This is a genomic window from Sediminicoccus sp. KRV36, assembly GCF_023243115.1.
Lineage (GTDB): Bacteria > Pseudomonadota > Alphaproteobacteria > Acetobacterales > Acetobacteraceae > Roseococcus.
On record NZ_CP085081.1, the window covers coordinates 4,368,165 to 4,384,840 of the forward strand.

Here is a 16,676-nt window from a genome sequence, read left to right on the forward strand (position 1 = left end):
TCAGCTTCGGTTGCGGGCAGGCGGACGCATCAGATCTTCCTGCGTGGGCACGCGGCGTTCCGGCGGGGCAGCGATGCGGGGGCGATACTCCTCCGGCATCAGGCCGACAACCCACCGGGCGCCATCCACGACGTAGGGCAGCGCCCGGGCCTCCCGCACGGCTTCAGGCCAGCGCTCGATGGCGGGGACGAAAAGCCCCGCCAGCACATAGGCCAGGATCGCGATGAAGGCGCCACGCGCCAGCCCGAATATGGCCCCGAGCGAGCGATCCACACCCCCCAGAGGGCTGCGCTGCACGCTGCCCGCCAATGCATGGATGACAAGTTTCAGCACCACCAGCACCACCAGGAAGACACCACCCACCGCAATGCCGTCAGCCAGCCAATCGGGCTCGATGCTGCCTTCCATCAGGGGGGTGATCTGGTCCCGCAGGGCAAAACCCGCGATGGCGGCGCCGATCCAGGCGGCAATACCCAGGAATTCCCGCACGAAGCCGCGCAGGAAGGACAGGATGGCGGAGGCCACCATCACGAGGAGAAGGATGCCATCCGCCCAGGTCATGCTGCGCTGCCATGTAGCGGGGGCAGCGATTCGTGTCACCTGACCCACCTTGCGCCTGGGCCCTGCCTGGTTCGGCCACCACCTTCATGCTAATTCATAAAAAATAGGGCGGGGCTCGCTGGCTGCTGCAAAATCACCGCGACGGGATCGAGGGGCCAGCCCCTCGAGCTCCCCGGCAGGAAACCGGTTTCCTGCACCTTCATTCAGGGGATTTTACCGTCGAAGAGCCGAGATACCGGCCTTCTTGGCGTGGTTGGCCGCGAGGCGGAGACGACGCGGGAGGGCAAGGCCCTCTCGCCATCTGACCTTTTCAGCCGCGCTCATCCCGCGTCCGCTTCAACGTCCCCGCCGCGAAGGGCGCCACCAGATCGGCCAGATGCCCCACTTCGGTCAGCCGCAGCCCCTCGATGGCGGCTGGCGGCTTGTTGCCGCGCGCCACACGGCGCGGCAGCACGGCGGCGGAAAAGCCGAGCTTCTGGGCCTCACGCAGGCGTTGCTCGGCCTGGGACACCTGGCGGATTTCACCCGAGAGGCCCACCTCGCCGAAATACACCGCATCCGGGTCGGTCGGCCGGTCGGTGATGGCGGAAGTGAGTGCGGCCGCCACGGCGAGGTCGGCGGCGGGCTCATTGATGCGCAAGCCCCCCGCGATGTTCAGATAGACGTCGGATTGCCCGAAGCTCAGCCCCGCACGGGCCTCCAGCACCGCCAGCAGCATGGAAAGCCGCCCGCCTTCCCAGCCCACCACCTGCCGCCGCGGGCTGCCGCCATTGCTGGGCGAAAGCAGCGCCTGCACCTCGACCAGCACCGGCCGCGTGCCCTCCAGCCCGGCAAACACCGCCGAGCCCGAGATATTGCCGCGCCGCTCGGCCAGGAACAGCGCCGAGGGGTTGGAGACTTCCACCAGCCCGCCCTCGGTCATTTCAAACACGCCGATTTCGTCCGTCGCGCCGAAGCGGTTCTTGGTGGCGCGCAGGATGCGGAACTGGTGCCCGCGATCACCTTCGAAATAGAGCGTCGCGTCCACCATGTGCTCCAGCACGCGCGGGCCAGCCAGCGTGCCCTCCTTGGTGACGTGCCCCACCAGCACGAGGGCAAAGCCCCGCGCCTTGGCGCAGCGGATCAGCTCGGCCGCGCAGGTGCGGACCTGGGCGACGGTGCCCGGCGCCGAATCCAGCGCGTCCAGCCACATGGTCTGGATGGAATCGATCACGACCAGGGTGGCTTCATCCTCGGCTTCCAGACTGGCCAGGATGTCCCGCAAAGCCGAGGCGGCGGCCAGCGCCATGGGCGCATCCGCCAAGCCGAGGCGCCGCGCGCGCATGCGCACCTGGGCCACCGCTTCCTCGCCCGAGATGTAGAGAACGCGCTTGCCCGCCATCGCCATGCGCGCCGCCGCCTGCAACAGGATGGTGGATTTGCCGATGCCCGGATCCCCACCCACCAGCACGGCCGAGGCCGGCACGAAGCCGCCGCCCAGAACGCGGTCCAGCTCAGCGATCCCGGTCAGGTGGCGCGGCGGCGGCGCGGTCTCGCCGGCCAGGCCCACGAAGGTGATGCCGCGCCCCGGTGGCGCCTTGCCCGCGGGGCCCGGGCTGCGCGGCGCGGTGCTCTCCTCGACCAGGGTGTTCCACTCGCCGCAGCCATCGCAGCGGCCCTGCCATTTCACATGGGAAGCACCGCAGGATTGGCAGATGAAGCGGGAGCGGTCCTTGGCCATGGCGTAAGAACATAAATAGAACAATGCCGCTTCGCAAGCCAGCCCGGGCGATAGGCACCACCGATGAGTGGCGATGCCTGAACATATTGGCCAGGCTGGCGGCCGGCGCATAGTGTTGCGTCATCGGAACAGCGATCCCGCCAACCGAACTGGATCAGCAAGGAGAAAACCAATGAGAAAGCACCTGATGATGGCCATGGCCGCAGCCAGCGCGATGGCGATGCTGCCGATGAGCGAAGCGGCGGCCCAGGGGAACCCCTATTGCAATGGCAAGCTGCAGGCGGCGAGCTTCTACAGCACCACCCAATCCACCAGCACGCGCAGCACGGTGAACTACTACCTCATCCTGCAAAGCACGGTGGGCGAGAATGTCACCTTCGCCGTGACCTTCAACGACCATCGCGTGCAGAGCCGGCAGAATGGCACCCACTTCACGCGGCTCGGCCCGTGGGGCACGTCCCAATCCATCCTGCTGGGCGTGGCGAGCCTGAACAACCCCAGCGGCACGGGCGGCCCCGCCGTTCCGATGGACCTGGCCGCAGGAACCCGGGTGGCCTGCCGCTGAGGCAGGCTTCCCTGACCAGGTCGTCGCGCAGCCTACCCCCCCAGCGCGGCGGCAACCCGGCGGGACGTTCCCCCCCCTTTGGTCCCGCCGGGACCCCCTCAGCTCAAGCGGCAGGAAGCGCCCAGCGCGCGGATCAGCGTCTCCGGCGGCAGGCCGGGTTGCTGGTCCGCGGGCAGGCGCAGGGCGAAGACCGTCTCGCCGTGGCGCACCAGCATCATGGGCGGCCCCTGCTGCGGCCGGCCCCCGGCCATCAGCACGGGTTGCAGCAGGATCGCCTCGCCCGTGCGGTTGGCCACGGTGACGCGCAGGCCGATGGCGGCCCGGCCCGGCGCCTGCTCATTCCATTGCGGGCTGACGGACAGCAATTCGACACGGCCGCCGCAGAGCGTGCCCGCCGCGCCGAAGGCGGGGCCCGCCAGCAGGCAGACGAAGGCGGCCAGGGAGAGAATGCGACGCATGGGATTGCTCCATCCGAGTGAGAATGATCCCGTTCTATGGGATGGAGATTAACGGCCAGCTAAACGCGCCGGCGCTTTTTCAGTCGCCGCGCAGGGCCGCGCCCGCCGCCAGGGGCGCCAAGGGGGCCGCAAAGGCCAGCATCGCGGCTTGCAGCAGCAGATAAGGCCGCGCTTCCAGCCCGCTGGCCGCCGCCTCGATGGCCGCGGCGCCGAAAATCACCGCCGGGATGGAAAGCGGCAGTACCAGCAACGGCAGCAGCACGCCGCCGCGCCTGGCCCCCAGCGTCAGCGCCGCGCCGGCGGCCCCGAAGACGGACAGGATGGCCGAAGCGAGCCCCAGCGCCAGCATGGCCGCCGGCCAGGCATCGGTCGGCAGGTTGAGCAAGGCGGCGGCCAGCGGTGTGGCCAGCACCAGCGGAATGCCGGTGGTGACCCAGTGCCCCAGCGCCTTGGCCGCCGCGATGCCGGCCGGATGCAGGCCGGAGAGCAGCAATTGGTCGAGCGAACCATCCTCCGCCTCGGCGCCGAACAAGCGGTCCAGCGGCAGCAGCGCCGCCAGCAGCGCCGCGGCCAGCAGGACGCCGGGGGCGAGGCGCGCGAGCAATTCGGGCGAGGGCCCGACGCCGAAGGGAAACATCGCCGAAACCAGCACGAAGAACATCACGGCCGACAGCGTATCGGCCGGATGGCGAATGGCGAGGCGCAGTTCCCGAACGAGGAGCGGAATCATGGCCAACCCGCCCGAAAGCCGGAGGGCGGCTTCGCCCGCGGGGTTGAATCGGGCAGGTCCATCCAGCCCCTCACCCGGCGCCGAAAGGGCGGCCGCGGGGTGCGCAGGGTGGCGGGCGGCGCCTTGATCACAACCGCAGCTCCCGCGCATCGGGCAGCGGCAGGGGCAGATGCGTCGCCGCCAGGACCATGCCGCCCGCCGCCCGATGCGCCGCGAAAATAGGCCCGAGCCGCGCGACCGAGGCCGCATCCAGCCCCACCGAAGGCTCATCCAGCAACCACAGCCCCGCCGGCGCCAGAGCCAGGCGCGCCAGGGCCAGCCGCCGCTTCTGACCGGAGGAAAGAACCCGTGCCGGCAGTTCCGCCAGCCCACCCAGATCCAGCGCGGCCAGCGCCGCCGCCACGTCCCCGCCGGTGAGGCGGGCGAAGAATTCCAGGTTTTCCCGCGCCGTCAACGCCGGCTTCAGCGCATCCTGATGGCCAAGATAGCGCAGCCTCGCCCCATGCGCGGGCAGGTCCGCCCAGGCATCCACGCCATCCCAGAGCAATGAACCCTCGGCGGCGGGGATCAAACCGGCCAGCAGCCGCAGCAGCGAGGACTTGCCCGCGCCATTCGCGCCGGTCAGCAAAAGCGCCTCGCCAGGGGAAACCTCGAAGGAGAGTCCGGCAAAAACCAGACGTTCCGCCCGCCAACAGGCCAATTCACGCGCTTGCAGCAGGGGCGGCCTCCATGGACCATTCAACAGGGCCATGCTTAAAAGCGCGGCGCAAGAGTGAGGAAGAAAATCATGAGCAGCACCGACACCCTCAAGACGGCGCGTCAGCTTTCAGTAGATGGCAAGACCTATCATTATTTCAGCCTGCCGGAAGCGGCCAAGCAGATCGGCGACCTGTCGCGCCTGCCCTTCTCGCTCAAGGTGCTGCTGGAGAACGTGCTGCGCTTCGAGAATGGCAGCAGCTACACCGTGGCCGATGCCCACGCCATCGCCGAATGGGTGAAGGAAGGCCATTCCGAAAAGGAAGTTCCCTTCAAGCCCGCGCGCATTCTGCTGCAGGATTTTACCGGCGTTCCCGCCGTGGTGGACCTCGCCGCCATGCGCGATGCGCTGCTCAGCCTGGGTGGTGATCCGCGCAAGGTGAACCCGCTGGTGCCGGTGGATCTGGTGATTGACCACTCGGTGATGGTGGATGTCTCCGGCACCGCCACCTCGCTGCAGAAAAACGTGGATATCGAGTTCGAGCGCAATGGCGAGCGCTATGAGTTCCTGCGCTGGGGCCAGGAAGCCTTCGACAATTTCCGCGTGGTGCCGCCCGGCACCGGCATCTGCCACCAGGTGAACCTGGAATATCTGGGCCAGGTGGTCTGGACCAACACCATCGCCGGCGAGACCTTCGTCTATCCGGACAGCTGCTACGGCACGGACAGCCACACGACGATGATCAACGGCCTGGGCGTGCTGGGCTGGGGTGTCGGCGGCATCGAGGCCGAGGCCGCCATGCTCGGCCAGCCCATCGCCATGCTCATCCCCGATGTGATCGGCTTCAAGCTCTCCGGCAAGCTGCGCGAGGGTGTGACCGCGACCGACATGGTGCTGACGGTCACGCAGATGCTCCGCAAGAAGGGCGTTGTCGGCAAGTTCGTCGAGTTCTTTGGTCCCGGCCTCGCGCACATGCCGCTGGCCGACCGCGCGACCATCGCGAACATGGCGCCCGAATATGGCGCCACCTGCGGCTTCTTCCCGGTGGATGAGATGACCCTCAGCTACCTGATGCTTTCCGGCCGGGACGAGCATCGCATCAAGCTGGTGCGCGAATACTGCAAGGCGCAGGGCATGTTCCGCGACGAGAACACGCCCGATCCGGTGTTTTCCGACACGCTGGAACTCGACCTCGCGAGCGTCGAACCCTCCATGGCCGGCCCGAAGCGCCCGCAGGACCGCGTGGCGCTGGGTTCCGTCGGCACCTCCTTCGCCAAGGACCTCGCCTCGGGTGCGATGGGCGTTCCGGGCGATGAGGCCAACAAGCGGGTGCCGGTGGAGGAGGCGAATTTCGATCTGGGCCATGGCGATGTCGTGATCGCGGCCATCACCTCCTGCACCAACACCTCCAACCCCTATGTGCTGGTCGCGGCCGGGCTTGTGGCCCGCAAGGCGCGCGCCAAGGGCCTGCGGCCGAAGCCCTGGGTGAAGACCTCGCTCGCCCCTGGCAGCCAGGTCGTCACCGACTACCTGGACGGCGCGAACCTGACCGCCGACCTCGACGCGCTGGGCTTCCAGACCGTGGGCTATGGCTGCACCACCTGCATCGGCAATTCCGGCCCGCTGCCGGAGCCGATGGTGGAAGCCATCGAGCAGAACAAGCTGGTCGTCGCCGGCGTGCTCTCGGGCAACCGCAACTTCGAAGGCCGCGTACATGCCAATGTGCGCGCCAACTACCTGGCCTCACCGCCGCTGGTCGTGGCTTACGCGCTGGCCGGCACGGTGAAGATCGACATGTCGAAGGACCCGATCGGTGTGGGCTCCGACGGCAAGCCCGTCATGCTGCTGGATATCTGGCCGACGCAGGAGGAGGTGAACAACGTCGTTCACGAAGTGCTGACGCGCAAGATGTTCATGTCGCGCTACTCGGACGTGTTCAAGGGGCCGGCGCAGTGGCAGGCGATCAAGGTGGATGCGGACAGCGACACCTATCGCTGGAATGGCGGCTCCACCTATGTGCAGAACCCGCCCTATTTCGAGGGCATGACGATGGATGTGAAGCCGCTCGCTTCCATCAAGGGGGCGCGCATCCTGGGCCTGCTGGGGGACAGCATCACCACCGACCACATCTCGCCCGCGGGCAATATCCGCAAGTCGAGCCCGGCCGGGGAATATCTGCTGGAACACCAGGTCCGCCCGAGCGATTTCAACAGCTATGGCGCACGGCGCGGCAACCACCAGGTGATGATGCGCGGCACCTTCGCCAATATCCGCATCAAGAACGAGATGGTCCCCGGCATCGAGGGCGGCATCAGCAAGCACTACCCCTCGGGCGATGTGGCCCCCATCTACGATGTCGCGATGCGCTACAAGGAAGAGGGCGTGCCGCTGGTCGTCTTCGGCGGCAAGGAATACGGCACCGGCTCCTCCCGCGACTGGGCGGCGAAGGGCACCTTCCTGCTCGGCGTGAAGGCCGTGATCGCGGAAAGCTTCGAGCGCATCCACCGCTCCAACCTCGTCGGCATGGGCGTGCTGCCGCTGGTCTTCAAGCCGGGTGAGAGCCGCACGACGCTCTCGCTGCGCGGCGATGAGGTGGTGGAGATCCTCGGCGTCGAGGAACTGAAGCCCCGCATGATGCTGGAAATGGTCATCACCCGCGCCGATGGGCATGTGATGAAGACCGAGGTGCTGTGCCGCGTGGATACGGCCGATGAGGTCGAATACTACCGTAATGGCGGCATCCTGCATTACGTGCTGCGCGGGATGGCCAAGGCGGCCTGAGCCGCGCCGGGCGGCGCTCCTTCAAGGGGGCGCCGCCGCTTTTCGTCAGGCGCCTTCGCAGCCCTTCTCACGCAGGCTGGCGATCACCCAGTCACGCGCCCAGGTGCCGGACTGGATTTCGCCCTCATTGCGGATTTCCTTGGCCTGATGCGCCTCGGCCGCCGCGATCACGGCTTCCGCCTCATCCATCGGCACCACCACCACGCCATCCTCGTCGCAGCAGATCAGGTCACCAGGCATCACCACCTGGCCGCCGCAGGAAATCGGCGTGCCGATCTCGCCCGGGCCTTCCTTCCAGGGGCCGGCGGGCGTGTGGCCGCGCGCCCAGACGCCAAGCGCCATCTTCGCCAAGGATGCGACGTCGCGCACCGCGCCGTCCAGCACCACGCCGGCGATGCCGCGCTTGGTCGCGTGGCCCAGCATGAGGTCTCCCATCAGTGCGGTCGAAAGATCGCCATTGCCGTCGCAGACGATGATGTCGCCGGGCTGGGCCATGTCCACGGCCCGGTGCAGCATCAGATTGTCGCCCGCGCGCGCCTTCACGGTGAAAGCCGGCCCGACCATCCGCGTATGCGCGCCGTAGCTGTGGAAGGTGCCACTGAGGGACTGCAGCCGGTTCATCACATCGCCGATATTGGCGGCCGGCACCTTGCCCGCGCGGGTGATGATGGCGGGTGCGACACGGGCGGTGACGGGGCGGATGCGAAAGCCGATGCTCATGGGGAACTCCTCCTGGATTCCCGCCATGCCACCACGCGCGGGACGAAACGGAAAGCCCGCCTCAGGCGATATCCATTCCCGGCCCGCGCAGCTCGCGCACCAGCTTGCGGCCGATCGCCTCGGCGAAATCGCTGTAATCGGCGCAATCCATGGCAAAGCTGCCGGGGCCGCCGATCACCTCGGCCGCGTAATGCACCAGCAGCCCAGGCTCCTCATTCACCACGGCGAGGCCGTTGATCACCACCCCCGCCGCCACCGCCGCATCACGCACCGGGCCCGAGGGCCGGCCGCGATTGCCCGCGCCATCGCCCGAGACATCCACGACGAGACGTGCGGCCCGCGCCGGGCAGCGACCCAGCAGCGCGAGTGCGGCGACCAGGCCCTCGCCCAGGGCCGTGGCACCCGCCCGCGGCAGCCGCGGGGCGGCCAGCAGCGCCTCGGCGATCTGCGCGCCATCCTCGGCCCCGGCAAGGCGCGTCCATTCCAGCGCCACCTCCGCCCCCTCGGACCAGAAGAGGGCCGCGACGGCCACGGCGCCCAGCCGGCCACCAGCCACGGCGGCGATCACCCCGGGGGCCAGGAAGGCGGCCGAAAGCCCACCGATCATCAGCGCGAATTCGTCGTAATCCACGCTGGCCGAGACATCCACCGCCAGCACCAGGGCCAGGTCAACCGGCTCCATCAGGGGCCTCGCGGAGCTGGAGAAATCCTGTCACACCACTCATCTTCCTTGCCTTGGGCCAGCTTCGCTTCGTAACTGCTGCGCCACTCCAGTCCTGCCACGTTTTTCCCTGCTTCGTGATCCCGCGATGCACCAGGAGCGCCCGATGCAACGACGCCACCTCATCGCCACCACCGGCGCGCTGCTCGCCGCCCCCGCCGTGCAGGCGCAGCCCGCCTGGCCCGGCCGCGGCCCCATCCGAGTCATCGTGCCCTTCACGCCGGGCGGTGCCACGGATGGCATGGCGCGGGTGACGACGGGCAAGCTGCAGGAAAAGCTCGGCCAGACCTTCATCGTCGAGAACCGGGCAGGTGCGAATGGCGCGGTGGGCGGGCAATTCGTCGCGCAATCGGCGCCGGATGGCTATACCTTCTGCTTCTCCGCCTCGATCCAGATCCTGGCGCGGCTGGTGATGCGCAACCCCGGCTATGACCCGGTGGCGGACCTGCTGCCCATCATCCGGGTGGGCCAGGGGCCGCTGCTGCTGATCATGAACGGGCAGCGGCCACAGACGAACCTGGCCGAGCTGGTCGCGGCGATGCGCGCCAATCCGCGCGACTGGTCCTTCGCCGTCTCCTCGCTCGGGGCGGCGGGGCATCTGGCCACCATCGAATTCATCCGCCAGGTGGGGGCGGATATCGTGCAGGTGCCCTATCGCGGCACGGCGCCGGCCATCACCGACGTCGTCGCCGGCACCACGCAACTCATGTTCGATCCTATCCTGGCCACCCTGCCCCAGGTGCGGGGCGGGCGGGTGAAGGGCATGGCCATCACCGCCGCCGCGCGCTCCGCCGCGGCGCCCGAAATCCCGACGGCGCAGGAGGCCGGCATGCCGGGTCTGGATATCCAGAGCTGGTGGGGGCTGTGGGGCCCGCGCGGTGTACCCGCCGAGATCGTGGCCCGCATCGGCGAGGTGCTGCGCACCGGCATGTTCGAGGCCGATGTGCTGGCCCGCGTGGCCACATTGGGCATCGAGCCGCTGGCCCAGCCCTCGGCGGAATTCAGCGCCTTCATCCAGCGCGATGTCGCTCGTGCGCAGGATCTGCTGCGCATCGCCAACTTCCAGCCGGAATAGCCGCCCAGCGGCTTGGGCTTGCGCCAGCGCAAGGCATGGCCTGCCACGCCATGGCAATATCACCGCCAATCGGGAGGCCTAGAACATGCACCAACGCAGCATGGCGGAGATGGTCCGCCACCAGAATCCGCTGACCTGCTCGGCGGGCGCCACCGTGCAGGAGGCTTGCGCCGCCATGCACAAGCGACGGGTGGGTGCCGTGCTGGTGGTGGATGGGCAACGCCTGCTGGGCATCTTCACCGGTCGGGATGCGGTGCATGCGCTGGCCGTGGGGCTGGACCCGCAGCGCACCCTGGTGGGCCAGGTGATGACCGCCGAGCCCTGCTGCCTCAGCCCGCATCACCATGCCCATGACGCGCTGCGCCTGATGGAGGATGGCGGCTTCCGGCACCTGCCCGTGGTGGAGGATGGCCATCTGCTCGGCATCGTCTCCCGCTATGATTTCCGTGCGCAGGAGCATCGGCGGATGGATGAGGAGACGGGCTTCTTCGAGGTGCTGCGCTGACACGCCACCGCTTCGGCCGCCCCCGCGCGGGCCAGCCGGGATGCTGCGGGCGGGTGCTGGCCCGCCCGACGCGCGCCCAGGGCGCATCCACCGCTACCATCCTGTGGTTAAGGTAAGTGTCCACAGGGCCTAACGCTCGATGAAGGCATAGCTTTCGCCAGGAAATTCCGCGTTGAGCCGCTCGATGAAGCTGTCCCGCACCGCTGGCATGACGGCCGCTGTGCGGCTGCTCGGGGAGCTGACGAAGCCTTCGGCGTGCAGTGCCTGCTTCACACGCTCCACATCGAGCGCATGCGGCGCCTCGAACACGCGCTGCTTGCGCTGCGTGGCGCGGAACATGCCCTGGATGGCCTCCACCCAGACCATGCGGCGCGCGCCCATGGCCTCCATCTGCGCCCAGGCGGCCCGCATGAAGTTGCGCTGCCCCGGAAACCTGCCAATGACGGCGATGTCCTGATCGCCCGTCTGGGCCAGCGCCGCGATATGCACGGCCGAACCGGCCGAGAAGATCAGCTTGCTGGCATGGCGGTACAGCTCAAGCTGCTGCCGGATGGTCAGCAGCTCCGGGTACATGATGAAATAGCCCTCTTCGCGCAGTTCGTCCTCCAGCACGGCCTCGCCGCAGAGCGGGCCGCGCAGGGCGGAGAATTTGGCCCGTGAGACATAGATCCTGTCCCAGGCCGAAGCGCTGCCCTGCAGGCACGCCTCGACTTTCCGGCGGATGAAGTCGCGGAACAGCGGATGGCCCGCACCCTTCCGGTGGTCATAGGCCAGCAATTGGTCGGCGATGACGCATTCCTCGATGCGGAGCGGCCCATCGGCGATCATGAAGTCGGGCTTGCCGGTGAAGATCTCGATCAAGTCCCGGAGATATTGATATTTTTCCTTCCTGATCTCATTCGCGCCATTCCTGATGCCGACAAAATCAAGCTCGCGCTGCGCGGTCACGCCCGCCTGGCCGGCCATGTACAGCACGCCCGATAGCTCCAGCCCGCTGCGTTCGGCGGCCCAGAGGCGGCCCATGCAATCAAAAGCGAAATGGCCGATGTGCGGCCAGAAGGCGGGGGCGCCGAGCAGCCAGCGGCCTTGCAGCATGGGAAAGGCCGCCACGGGCCCGATCACCTCCTCCGGCTGATGGTCGGCGGCGCCCAGCTGGATGCCGGCAGGCAGGATGCGGCCCGCCGCATCGAACACCCCGCCGCGCATCACCAGTGAGGGACGCCCGGCCAGGAATTCCGCCTTGGATGGCAGATGCGGCATGAGGATCGCATCCCGCACCACCGACATGCCGGGCACGGCCACCAGGGGGCCGCGGCGAAGCTCCTCCAGCCCGGCGCGAAGCCGCGCATTTTCGGCCCGCACCTCGGGCGGGGCGGTGAAGAAGGCCTCCCCCGGTGCCGGCTCGGCGCCGCCCAGCACCACCATGCGCCAGGCGGCACTCAGACCGGCGATCGCCAATTCCCGCCCGGGGCCTTCCTGCGCGATGGCTTTGGCCCAGGCCTGTTGCAGGGACGGCCAATCGGCCTGTGCCGCGGCCACGCTGGCCGCCAGTTTGTGGAAGGGCCCCTCCCCCTCGCCGCCGAGGCGCGCTGCCTGCTGAAGGCTTTGCGCCGCTTCGCCCATGCGCCCGAGTGCCACGAGGCCTTGCGCCAGGCACAGATGCGGATAGGCGGCGCTGGGCCGGGCGGCCAGCAGCAGGCTGGACTGAAGTTCCCCGGGCGGGAAGCGCAGGGCATGGGTCCAGCGTTCCACCGCGCGCGGCCAATCGGCCCGGGCCTGCGCCAATTCAGCCAGCAAGACCACGACCTGCACCGCATCGGCGTTGCTACCGCCCAGCAGGGCTTCCGCCTCGGCAAGGCGACCGGTCACCGCCAGCGCGCGGGCCTGGCGGAACAGGGTCTCGCCCGCCACCTCCGGTTCCAGCGCCTGCGCCTGGATGGCAATGGTTTCGGCCGCCGCCGCCCTGGACCACCAATGCAGCTGCCATCCCGGCAGGAGCGGCGCCTGGGCGCTGGGTTCGGCCGGCAGGGTCGCGTCCCGCCAAAGCGCATCGGCTGCCGCCGCCTCCCCCTGCCGCAGCAGCACGCCATGCAGGCCCAGCCAGGCATCGCGCGGCGCGTCCCGATGGGCGAGGCTGCTGCGCCAATGGCCCTCGGCGGCCGCCCAATCCTGCCGCTGGCCTTCCAGCCTGGCCGCGACCACATCCAGCAGGGGGTGCTCCGGGCATAGCACCCGCGCCTGCGCGAGCAGGGCCTGCGTGCGGTGCGGCTTGCCGCGGATCAGTTCGCAATCGGCCAGCATTGCCCAGGCGACGGGGCATTGCGGCTCCCGCTGGCGGCGCTCAGCCCAATAGGCACGGGCGCGCTGCGGCTTGCGGCCCAGGGCCTGCCGGATGGCCAGCGCGAGGGCATCGCTCGCCGCCGCATCGCTCATGGCCATGCCACCTGCGGCGCCCTCTGTGGCCCATGGCGGCCGCGTGGCGTGCGTCGCTGGCAGGTCAGGACTGGCAAGTCTGGCTCCTTTGCGCCGATGCAGGCCGCAGCCTGGATAGCTGTGCCGAATCCGTGCCGGATTTGCAAACCGCAGTGTAGGCCCAGCCGGGGGGGCCAGCAGGGGGGGGCCAGCAGGGGGGGGCCAGCAGGGGGGGGCCAGCCGATTCCATCCGTTGTGCGCGGCGGCTATAGGTGCGAGGAAACAGCGTGACCTTGGACCGCTGGATGACAACCCTCCGGAAGGCTGGCTGATGCGCTGCCCCTATTGCGGGAATGACGAGACCCAGGTGAAGGACAGCCGCCCCTCCGAGGACGGCTCCTCGATCCGTCGCCGCCGCTTCTGCCCCGCCTGCGGCAACCGCTTCACCACCTTCGAGCGCGTGACCCTGCGCGAATTGACGGTGCTCAAGACCGATGGCCGCCGCGTCCCGTTTGACCGGGACAAGCTGGCGAAATCCATCAAGATCGCCTGCCGGAAGCGGCCGGTGGATGATGAGCGGATCGAGCGCATCCTCAACGGCATCCAGCGCCGCCTGGAAATGGAGACCGAGGCCGAAATCCCCTCGCGCCGGATTGGCGAGATGGTGATGGAAACGCTGAAGGGCGTGGACCAGGTGGCCTATGTGCGCTTCGCCTCGGTCTATCAGAATTTCTCCGAGGCGAAGGATTTCCAAGCCTTCCTGGGCGGCCTGGATGCCCCCTGAGGGAAACTGCCGGAATGCGCTGAACGCCGCGCGGATTTCGGCCCCGGCGCGGTACCCGAGGGGCCGCACCCCCTGGACGCTTCGCCATGGAGCATGACGCTGCCCATATGCGCGCGGCCCTGCAACTCGCGGCCCGCGGCCTGGGCAACACCTGGCCCAATCCGGCGGTTGGCTGCGTGCTGGTCCAGGATGGCGCCGTGGTCGGCCGGGGCTGGACGCAGCCCGGCGGCCGCCCGCATGCCGAAACCCAGGCGCTGGAGCGGGCGGGCGGGTTGGCGCGCGGCGCCACCGCTTATGTCACACTGGAACCCTGCTCGCATCACGGCCGCACGCCACCCTGCTGCGATGCGCTGATCCGCGCCGGCGTGGCGCGGGTGGTGGTGGCCCTGCGCGACCCCGATGCGCGGGTGGATGGGCGTGGCTTCGCCCGCCTGCGCCAGGCCGGCATCACGGTCGAGGAAGGGCTGCTCGGCCAGGAGGCCGCGGCGCTGAATGCGGGCTTCATCCGCCGCGTCACGCAGGGGCTGCCGCTGGTCACCCTCAAGCTCGCCTCCACGCTGGATGGCCGCATCGCCACCCGGACGGGCGAGAGCCGCTGGATCACCGGCCCGGCCGCCCGCCGCGCCGTGCATGCGCTGCGCGCCCGCCATGACGCGGTGATGGTGGGCAGCGGCACGGTGCTGAGCGATGACCCGGACCTCACCTGCCGCATCGCCGGGATGGACCCCGTGCCGATGCTGCGCGTCATCGCCGATGCCAGGCTGCGCACCCCGCCCGGCGCGCGGCTGGTGCGCGAGGCCCGGATGCAGCCCAGCTGGCTGTTGACCGGCGCCGGCCATAGCCCTTCGGCGCTGGCACCCTACATCAGTGCCGGGGTGGAGGTGGTGACCATCCGCCGGGCCCCCAGGACGGCCGAGGGGGGCGGCGGCCTGCAGCCCCGCGCCATGCTGGCCGCGCTCGCCGCGCGCGGCGTCACCCGCGTGCTGGCCGAGGGCGGCGCCGGGCTCGCCGCAGCCCTGTTGCGGGCGGGGCTTGTGGACCGGCTCGTCTGGTTCCATGCCCCTGGCACCATGGGGGCCGAGGGGGTGGCCAGCCTGGGGCCGTTGGGAGTGGCCGCACTGGCCGCCATGCCGCGCTTCCGCCTGGCGGAGACACGGCCGGTGGGTGCGGATGTGATGAGCGAGTTCGTGAAGGAGTAAGGCGCATGTTCACCGGAATCATCACGGCCCTGGGCACCCTGCGCGAGGTGCAGCCGATCGGCGACGGGCATGACATGCGCCTGGTCATCGGCGTGGCGCCTGAATTCCTGGCGGGTGCAACCCTGGGCTGCTCCATCGCCTGCTCGGGCATCTGCCTCACGGCGGTGGAACTGAATGGCGACAGCTTCGCCGTGGATGCCAGCGCCGAGACGCTGGCCCGCACCACGATGGGCAGCTGGCGGGCGGGCGGGCGCGTGAACCTGGAGCGCAGCCTGAAGCTGGGCGATGAACTGGGCGGCCACCTGGTCTCGGGGCATGTGGACGGGGTGGGGCGCGTGCTCTCCGCCGTGCCGGAAAACGCCTCGGTCCGCTGGCGCTTCGGCGTGGCGCGTGACATCGCGAAATACATCGCCGTGAAGGGGAGTGTGGCGATCGATGGCGTCTCGCTCACCGTCAATGAGGTTGACGCGGAGAGCTTCGGGGTCAACATCATCCCACACACCGCCGCCGTGACCAGCTTTGGCACGCTGCAACCGGGCGATGCGGTGAATATCGAGATTGATACGCTGGCGCGCTATGTCGCTCGGCTGATGGAGTTTCGCGCGTGAGCGTTGCGACCAAAACCACCACCTATCATGAATTCATCACCCCCACCGAGGAACTCCTGGAGGAGGCCCGGCGCGGCAAGATGTTCATCCTGGTGGATGACGAGGACCGGGAGAATGAGGGGGACCTCGTCATCCCCGCGCAATTCGCCACACCGGACGCGATCAATTTCATGGCCCGCTTCGCCCGCGGGCTGATCTGCCTCGCCATGACGCGCCAGCGGGTGGAGCAGCTGGCCCTGCCGCTGATGGCGCAATCCAATGGCACGCGGCACCAGACGGCCTTCACCGTCAGCATCGAGGCGCGGGACGGCGTCACCACCGGCATCTCCGCCGCAGACCGGGCGCGCACCGTGGCGGTCGCCATCAATCCGGAGCTGGGGCGCGAGCATATCGTCACCCCCGGCCATGTCTTTCCGCTGGTGGCGCGCGAAGGCGGCACGCTGATCCGCGCGGGCCACACGGAAGCGGCGGTGGATTTCGCGCGCCTCGCCGGGCTCAACCCGGCCGGCGTCATCTGCGAGATCATGAATGATGACGGCACCATGGCCCGCCTGCCGGATCTGGTGGCCTTCGCGCAGATGCATGGCCTGAAGCTCGGCACCATCGCCGACCTGATCGGCCATCGGCGCCGCACGGAACGGCTGGTGACGCGCGTGGAGGAAGGTGAGATCGCCCATGCGGTGGGCGGTGACTGGCGCCTCGTGGTGTATAATTCCGCCCTGGAATCGGGCGAGCATGTGGCCCTCATCAAGGGCGACATCTCCGGGCCCGAACCTGTCCTCACCCGCATGCACGCGGCCAACCTGATGACCGACATGGTGGGTGGGCGGGGCGTGCGCGAATTGCATGGCGCGATGGAGACCATCGCCGCCGAGGGGCGTGGCGTGGTGGTCATCCTGCGCGACTACCGGCGGGATGGCATCAGCACCCATGTCCGCCGCAACCGCGACAACAACGCGACCCCGCAGCTGCGCGACTACGGCGTGGGCGCGCAGATCCTGGCCGATCTGGGCGTGACCGACATCATCCGCCTCTCCAACCACCCGCGCCCGCTGGTGGGGCTGGAGGGCTGGGGCCTGCGCGTCGTTGCCACCCGGCCCGTTGTGGGGGAAACCGCGTGAACCCCTGCTTCGGAGAAGA

Annotated in this window: 16 protein-coding genes; 8 read left to right on the forward strand and 8 right to left on the reverse strand. The window is 69.0% G+C overall.

Annotation, left to right across the window (positions count from 1 at the left end; all coding sequences use genetic code 11):
* Together LHU95_RS20835 and radA are read right to left on the reverse strand one after the other, a co-directional pair.
* Positions 1–561: a CvpA family protein gene (locus LHU95_RS20835; protein WP_248708877.1), complete on the reverse strand. Its 561-nt coding sequence runs from the start codon at positions 559–561 to the stop codon at positions 1–3.
* 310 nt (positions 562–871) lie between these two features.
* The gene (radA, locus tag LHU95_RS20840; protein WP_248708878.1) at positions 872–2,281 is read right to left on the reverse strand and encodes a DNA repair protein RadA; all 1,410 of its coding nucleotides are present in this window, start codon (positions 2,279–2,281) and stop codon (positions 872–874) included.
* Positions 2,282–2,453: 172 nt separating this feature from the next.
* Here radA and LHU95_RS20845 point away from each other — a divergent pair, with 172 nt between their 5' ends.
* Positions 2,454–2,846 carry a hypothetical protein gene (locus LHU95_RS20845; protein ID WP_248708879.1) on the forward strand — a complete coding sequence of 131 codons (393 nt, stop codon included), beginning with the start codon at positions 2,454–2,456 and terminating at the stop codon, positions 2,844–2,846.
* A 98-nt stretch (positions 2,847–2,944) separates the two neighbouring features.
* Here the strand turns inward: LHU95_RS20845 and LHU95_RS20850 are convergent, their stop codons facing one another.
* The 3 genes from LHU95_RS20850 to ccmA form a co-directional block, all read right to left on the reverse strand.
* Positions 2,945–3,304, reverse strand: a complete 360-nt coding sequence (locus LHU95_RS20850; protein WP_248708880.1) for a hypothetical protein — start codon at positions 3,302–3,304, stop codon at positions 2,945–2,947.
* A 79-nt stretch (positions 3,305–3,383) separates the two neighbouring features.
* A complete protein-coding gene (gene ccmB, locus LHU95_RS20855; protein WP_248708881.1) occupies positions 3,384–4,034 on the reverse strand; it encodes a heme exporter protein CcmB in 651 nt (216 codons plus the stop codon).
* 127 nt (positions 4,035–4,161) lie between these two features.
* A complete protein-coding gene (gene ccmA, locus LHU95_RS20860; RefSeq protein WP_248708882.1) occupies positions 4,162–4,776 on the reverse strand; it encodes a heme ABC exporter ATP-binding protein CcmA in 615 nt (204 codons plus the stop codon).
* Between the two features lie 45 nt (positions 4,777–4,821).
* Here ccmA and acnA point away from each other — a divergent pair, with 45 nt between their 5' ends.
* Positions 4,822–7,512: an aconitate hydratase AcnA gene (gene acnA, locus LHU95_RS20865; protein ID WP_248708883.1), complete on the forward strand. Its 2,691-nt coding sequence runs from the start codon at positions 4,822–4,824 to the stop codon at positions 7,510–7,512.
* A 45-nt stretch (positions 7,513–7,557) separates the two neighbouring features.
* On the opposite strand, the gene LHU95_RS20870 is transcribed toward acnA, so the two are convergent.
* Complete coding sequence (locus tag LHU95_RS20870) at positions 7,558–8,232, reverse strand: RraA family protein (protein WP_248708884.1); 675 nt, start codon at positions 8,230–8,232, stop codon at positions 7,558–7,560.
* Between the two features lie 61 nt (positions 8,233–8,293).
* Positions 8,294–8,914 carry a DUF1194 domain-containing protein gene (locus LHU95_RS20875; protein WP_248708885.1) on the reverse strand — a complete coding sequence of 207 codons (621 nt, stop codon included), beginning with the start codon at positions 8,912–8,914 and terminating at the stop codon, positions 8,294–8,296.
* A 145-nt stretch (positions 8,915–9,059) separates the two neighbouring features.
* Here LHU95_RS20875 and LHU95_RS20880 point away from each other — a divergent pair, with 145 nt between their 5' ends.
* Positions 9,060–10,028: a tripartite tricarboxylate transporter substrate binding protein gene (locus tag LHU95_RS20880; protein WP_248708886.1), complete on the forward strand. Its 969-nt coding sequence runs from the start codon at positions 9,060–9,062 to the stop codon at positions 10,026–10,028.
* Between the two features lie 85 nt (positions 10,029–10,113).
* On the forward strand, positions 10,114–10,533 hold the full coding sequence (locus LHU95_RS20885) for a CBS domain-containing protein (RefSeq protein WP_248708887.1): 420 nt from the start codon (positions 10,114–10,116) through the stop codon (positions 10,531–10,533).
* A 129-nt stretch (positions 10,534–10,662) separates the two neighbouring features.
* On the opposite strand, the gene LHU95_RS20890 is transcribed toward LHU95_RS20885, so the two are convergent.
* A complete protein-coding gene (locus LHU95_RS20890) occupies positions 10,663–12,966 on the reverse strand; it encodes a glycosyltransferase family 61 protein (RefSeq protein WP_248708888.1) in 2,304 nt (767 codons plus the stop codon).
* A 310-nt stretch (positions 12,967–13,276) separates the two neighbouring features.
* On the opposite strand from LHU95_RS20890, the gene nrdR reads away from it, so the two are divergent.
* From nrdR to ribB, 4 genes are all read left to right on the forward strand, one after another.
* On the forward strand, positions 13,277–13,729 hold the full coding sequence (gene nrdR / locus LHU95_RS20895; protein WP_248708889.1) for a transcriptional regulator NrdR: 453 nt from the start codon (positions 13,277–13,279) through the stop codon (positions 13,727–13,729).
* 86 nt (positions 13,730–13,815) lie between these two features.
* Positions 13,816–14,928, forward strand: a complete 1,113-nt coding sequence (ribD, locus tag LHU95_RS20900; RefSeq protein ID WP_248708890.1) for a bifunctional diaminohydroxyphosphoribosylaminopyrimidine deaminase/5-amino-6-(5-phosphoribosylamino)uracil reductase RibD — start codon at positions 13,816–13,818, stop codon at positions 14,926–14,928.
* A 5-nt stretch (positions 14,929–14,933) separates the two neighbouring features.
* Positions 14,934–15,536 carry a riboflavin synthase gene (locus tag LHU95_RS20905; protein ID WP_248708891.1) on the forward strand — a complete coding sequence of 201 codons (603 nt, stop codon included), beginning with the start codon at positions 14,934–14,936 and terminating at the stop codon, positions 15,534–15,536.
* Positions 15,533–16,657 carry a 3,4-dihydroxy-2-butanone-4-phosphate synthase gene (gene ribB / locus LHU95_RS20910; protein WP_248708892.1) on the forward strand — a complete coding sequence of 375 codons (1,125 nt, stop codon included), beginning with the start codon at positions 15,533–15,535 and terminating at the stop codon, positions 16,655–16,657. The genes LHU95_RS20905 and ribB overlap by 4 nt, the downstream gene beginning before the upstream one ends.
* The last annotated feature ends 19 nt before the right edge of the window (positions 16,658–16,676 follow it).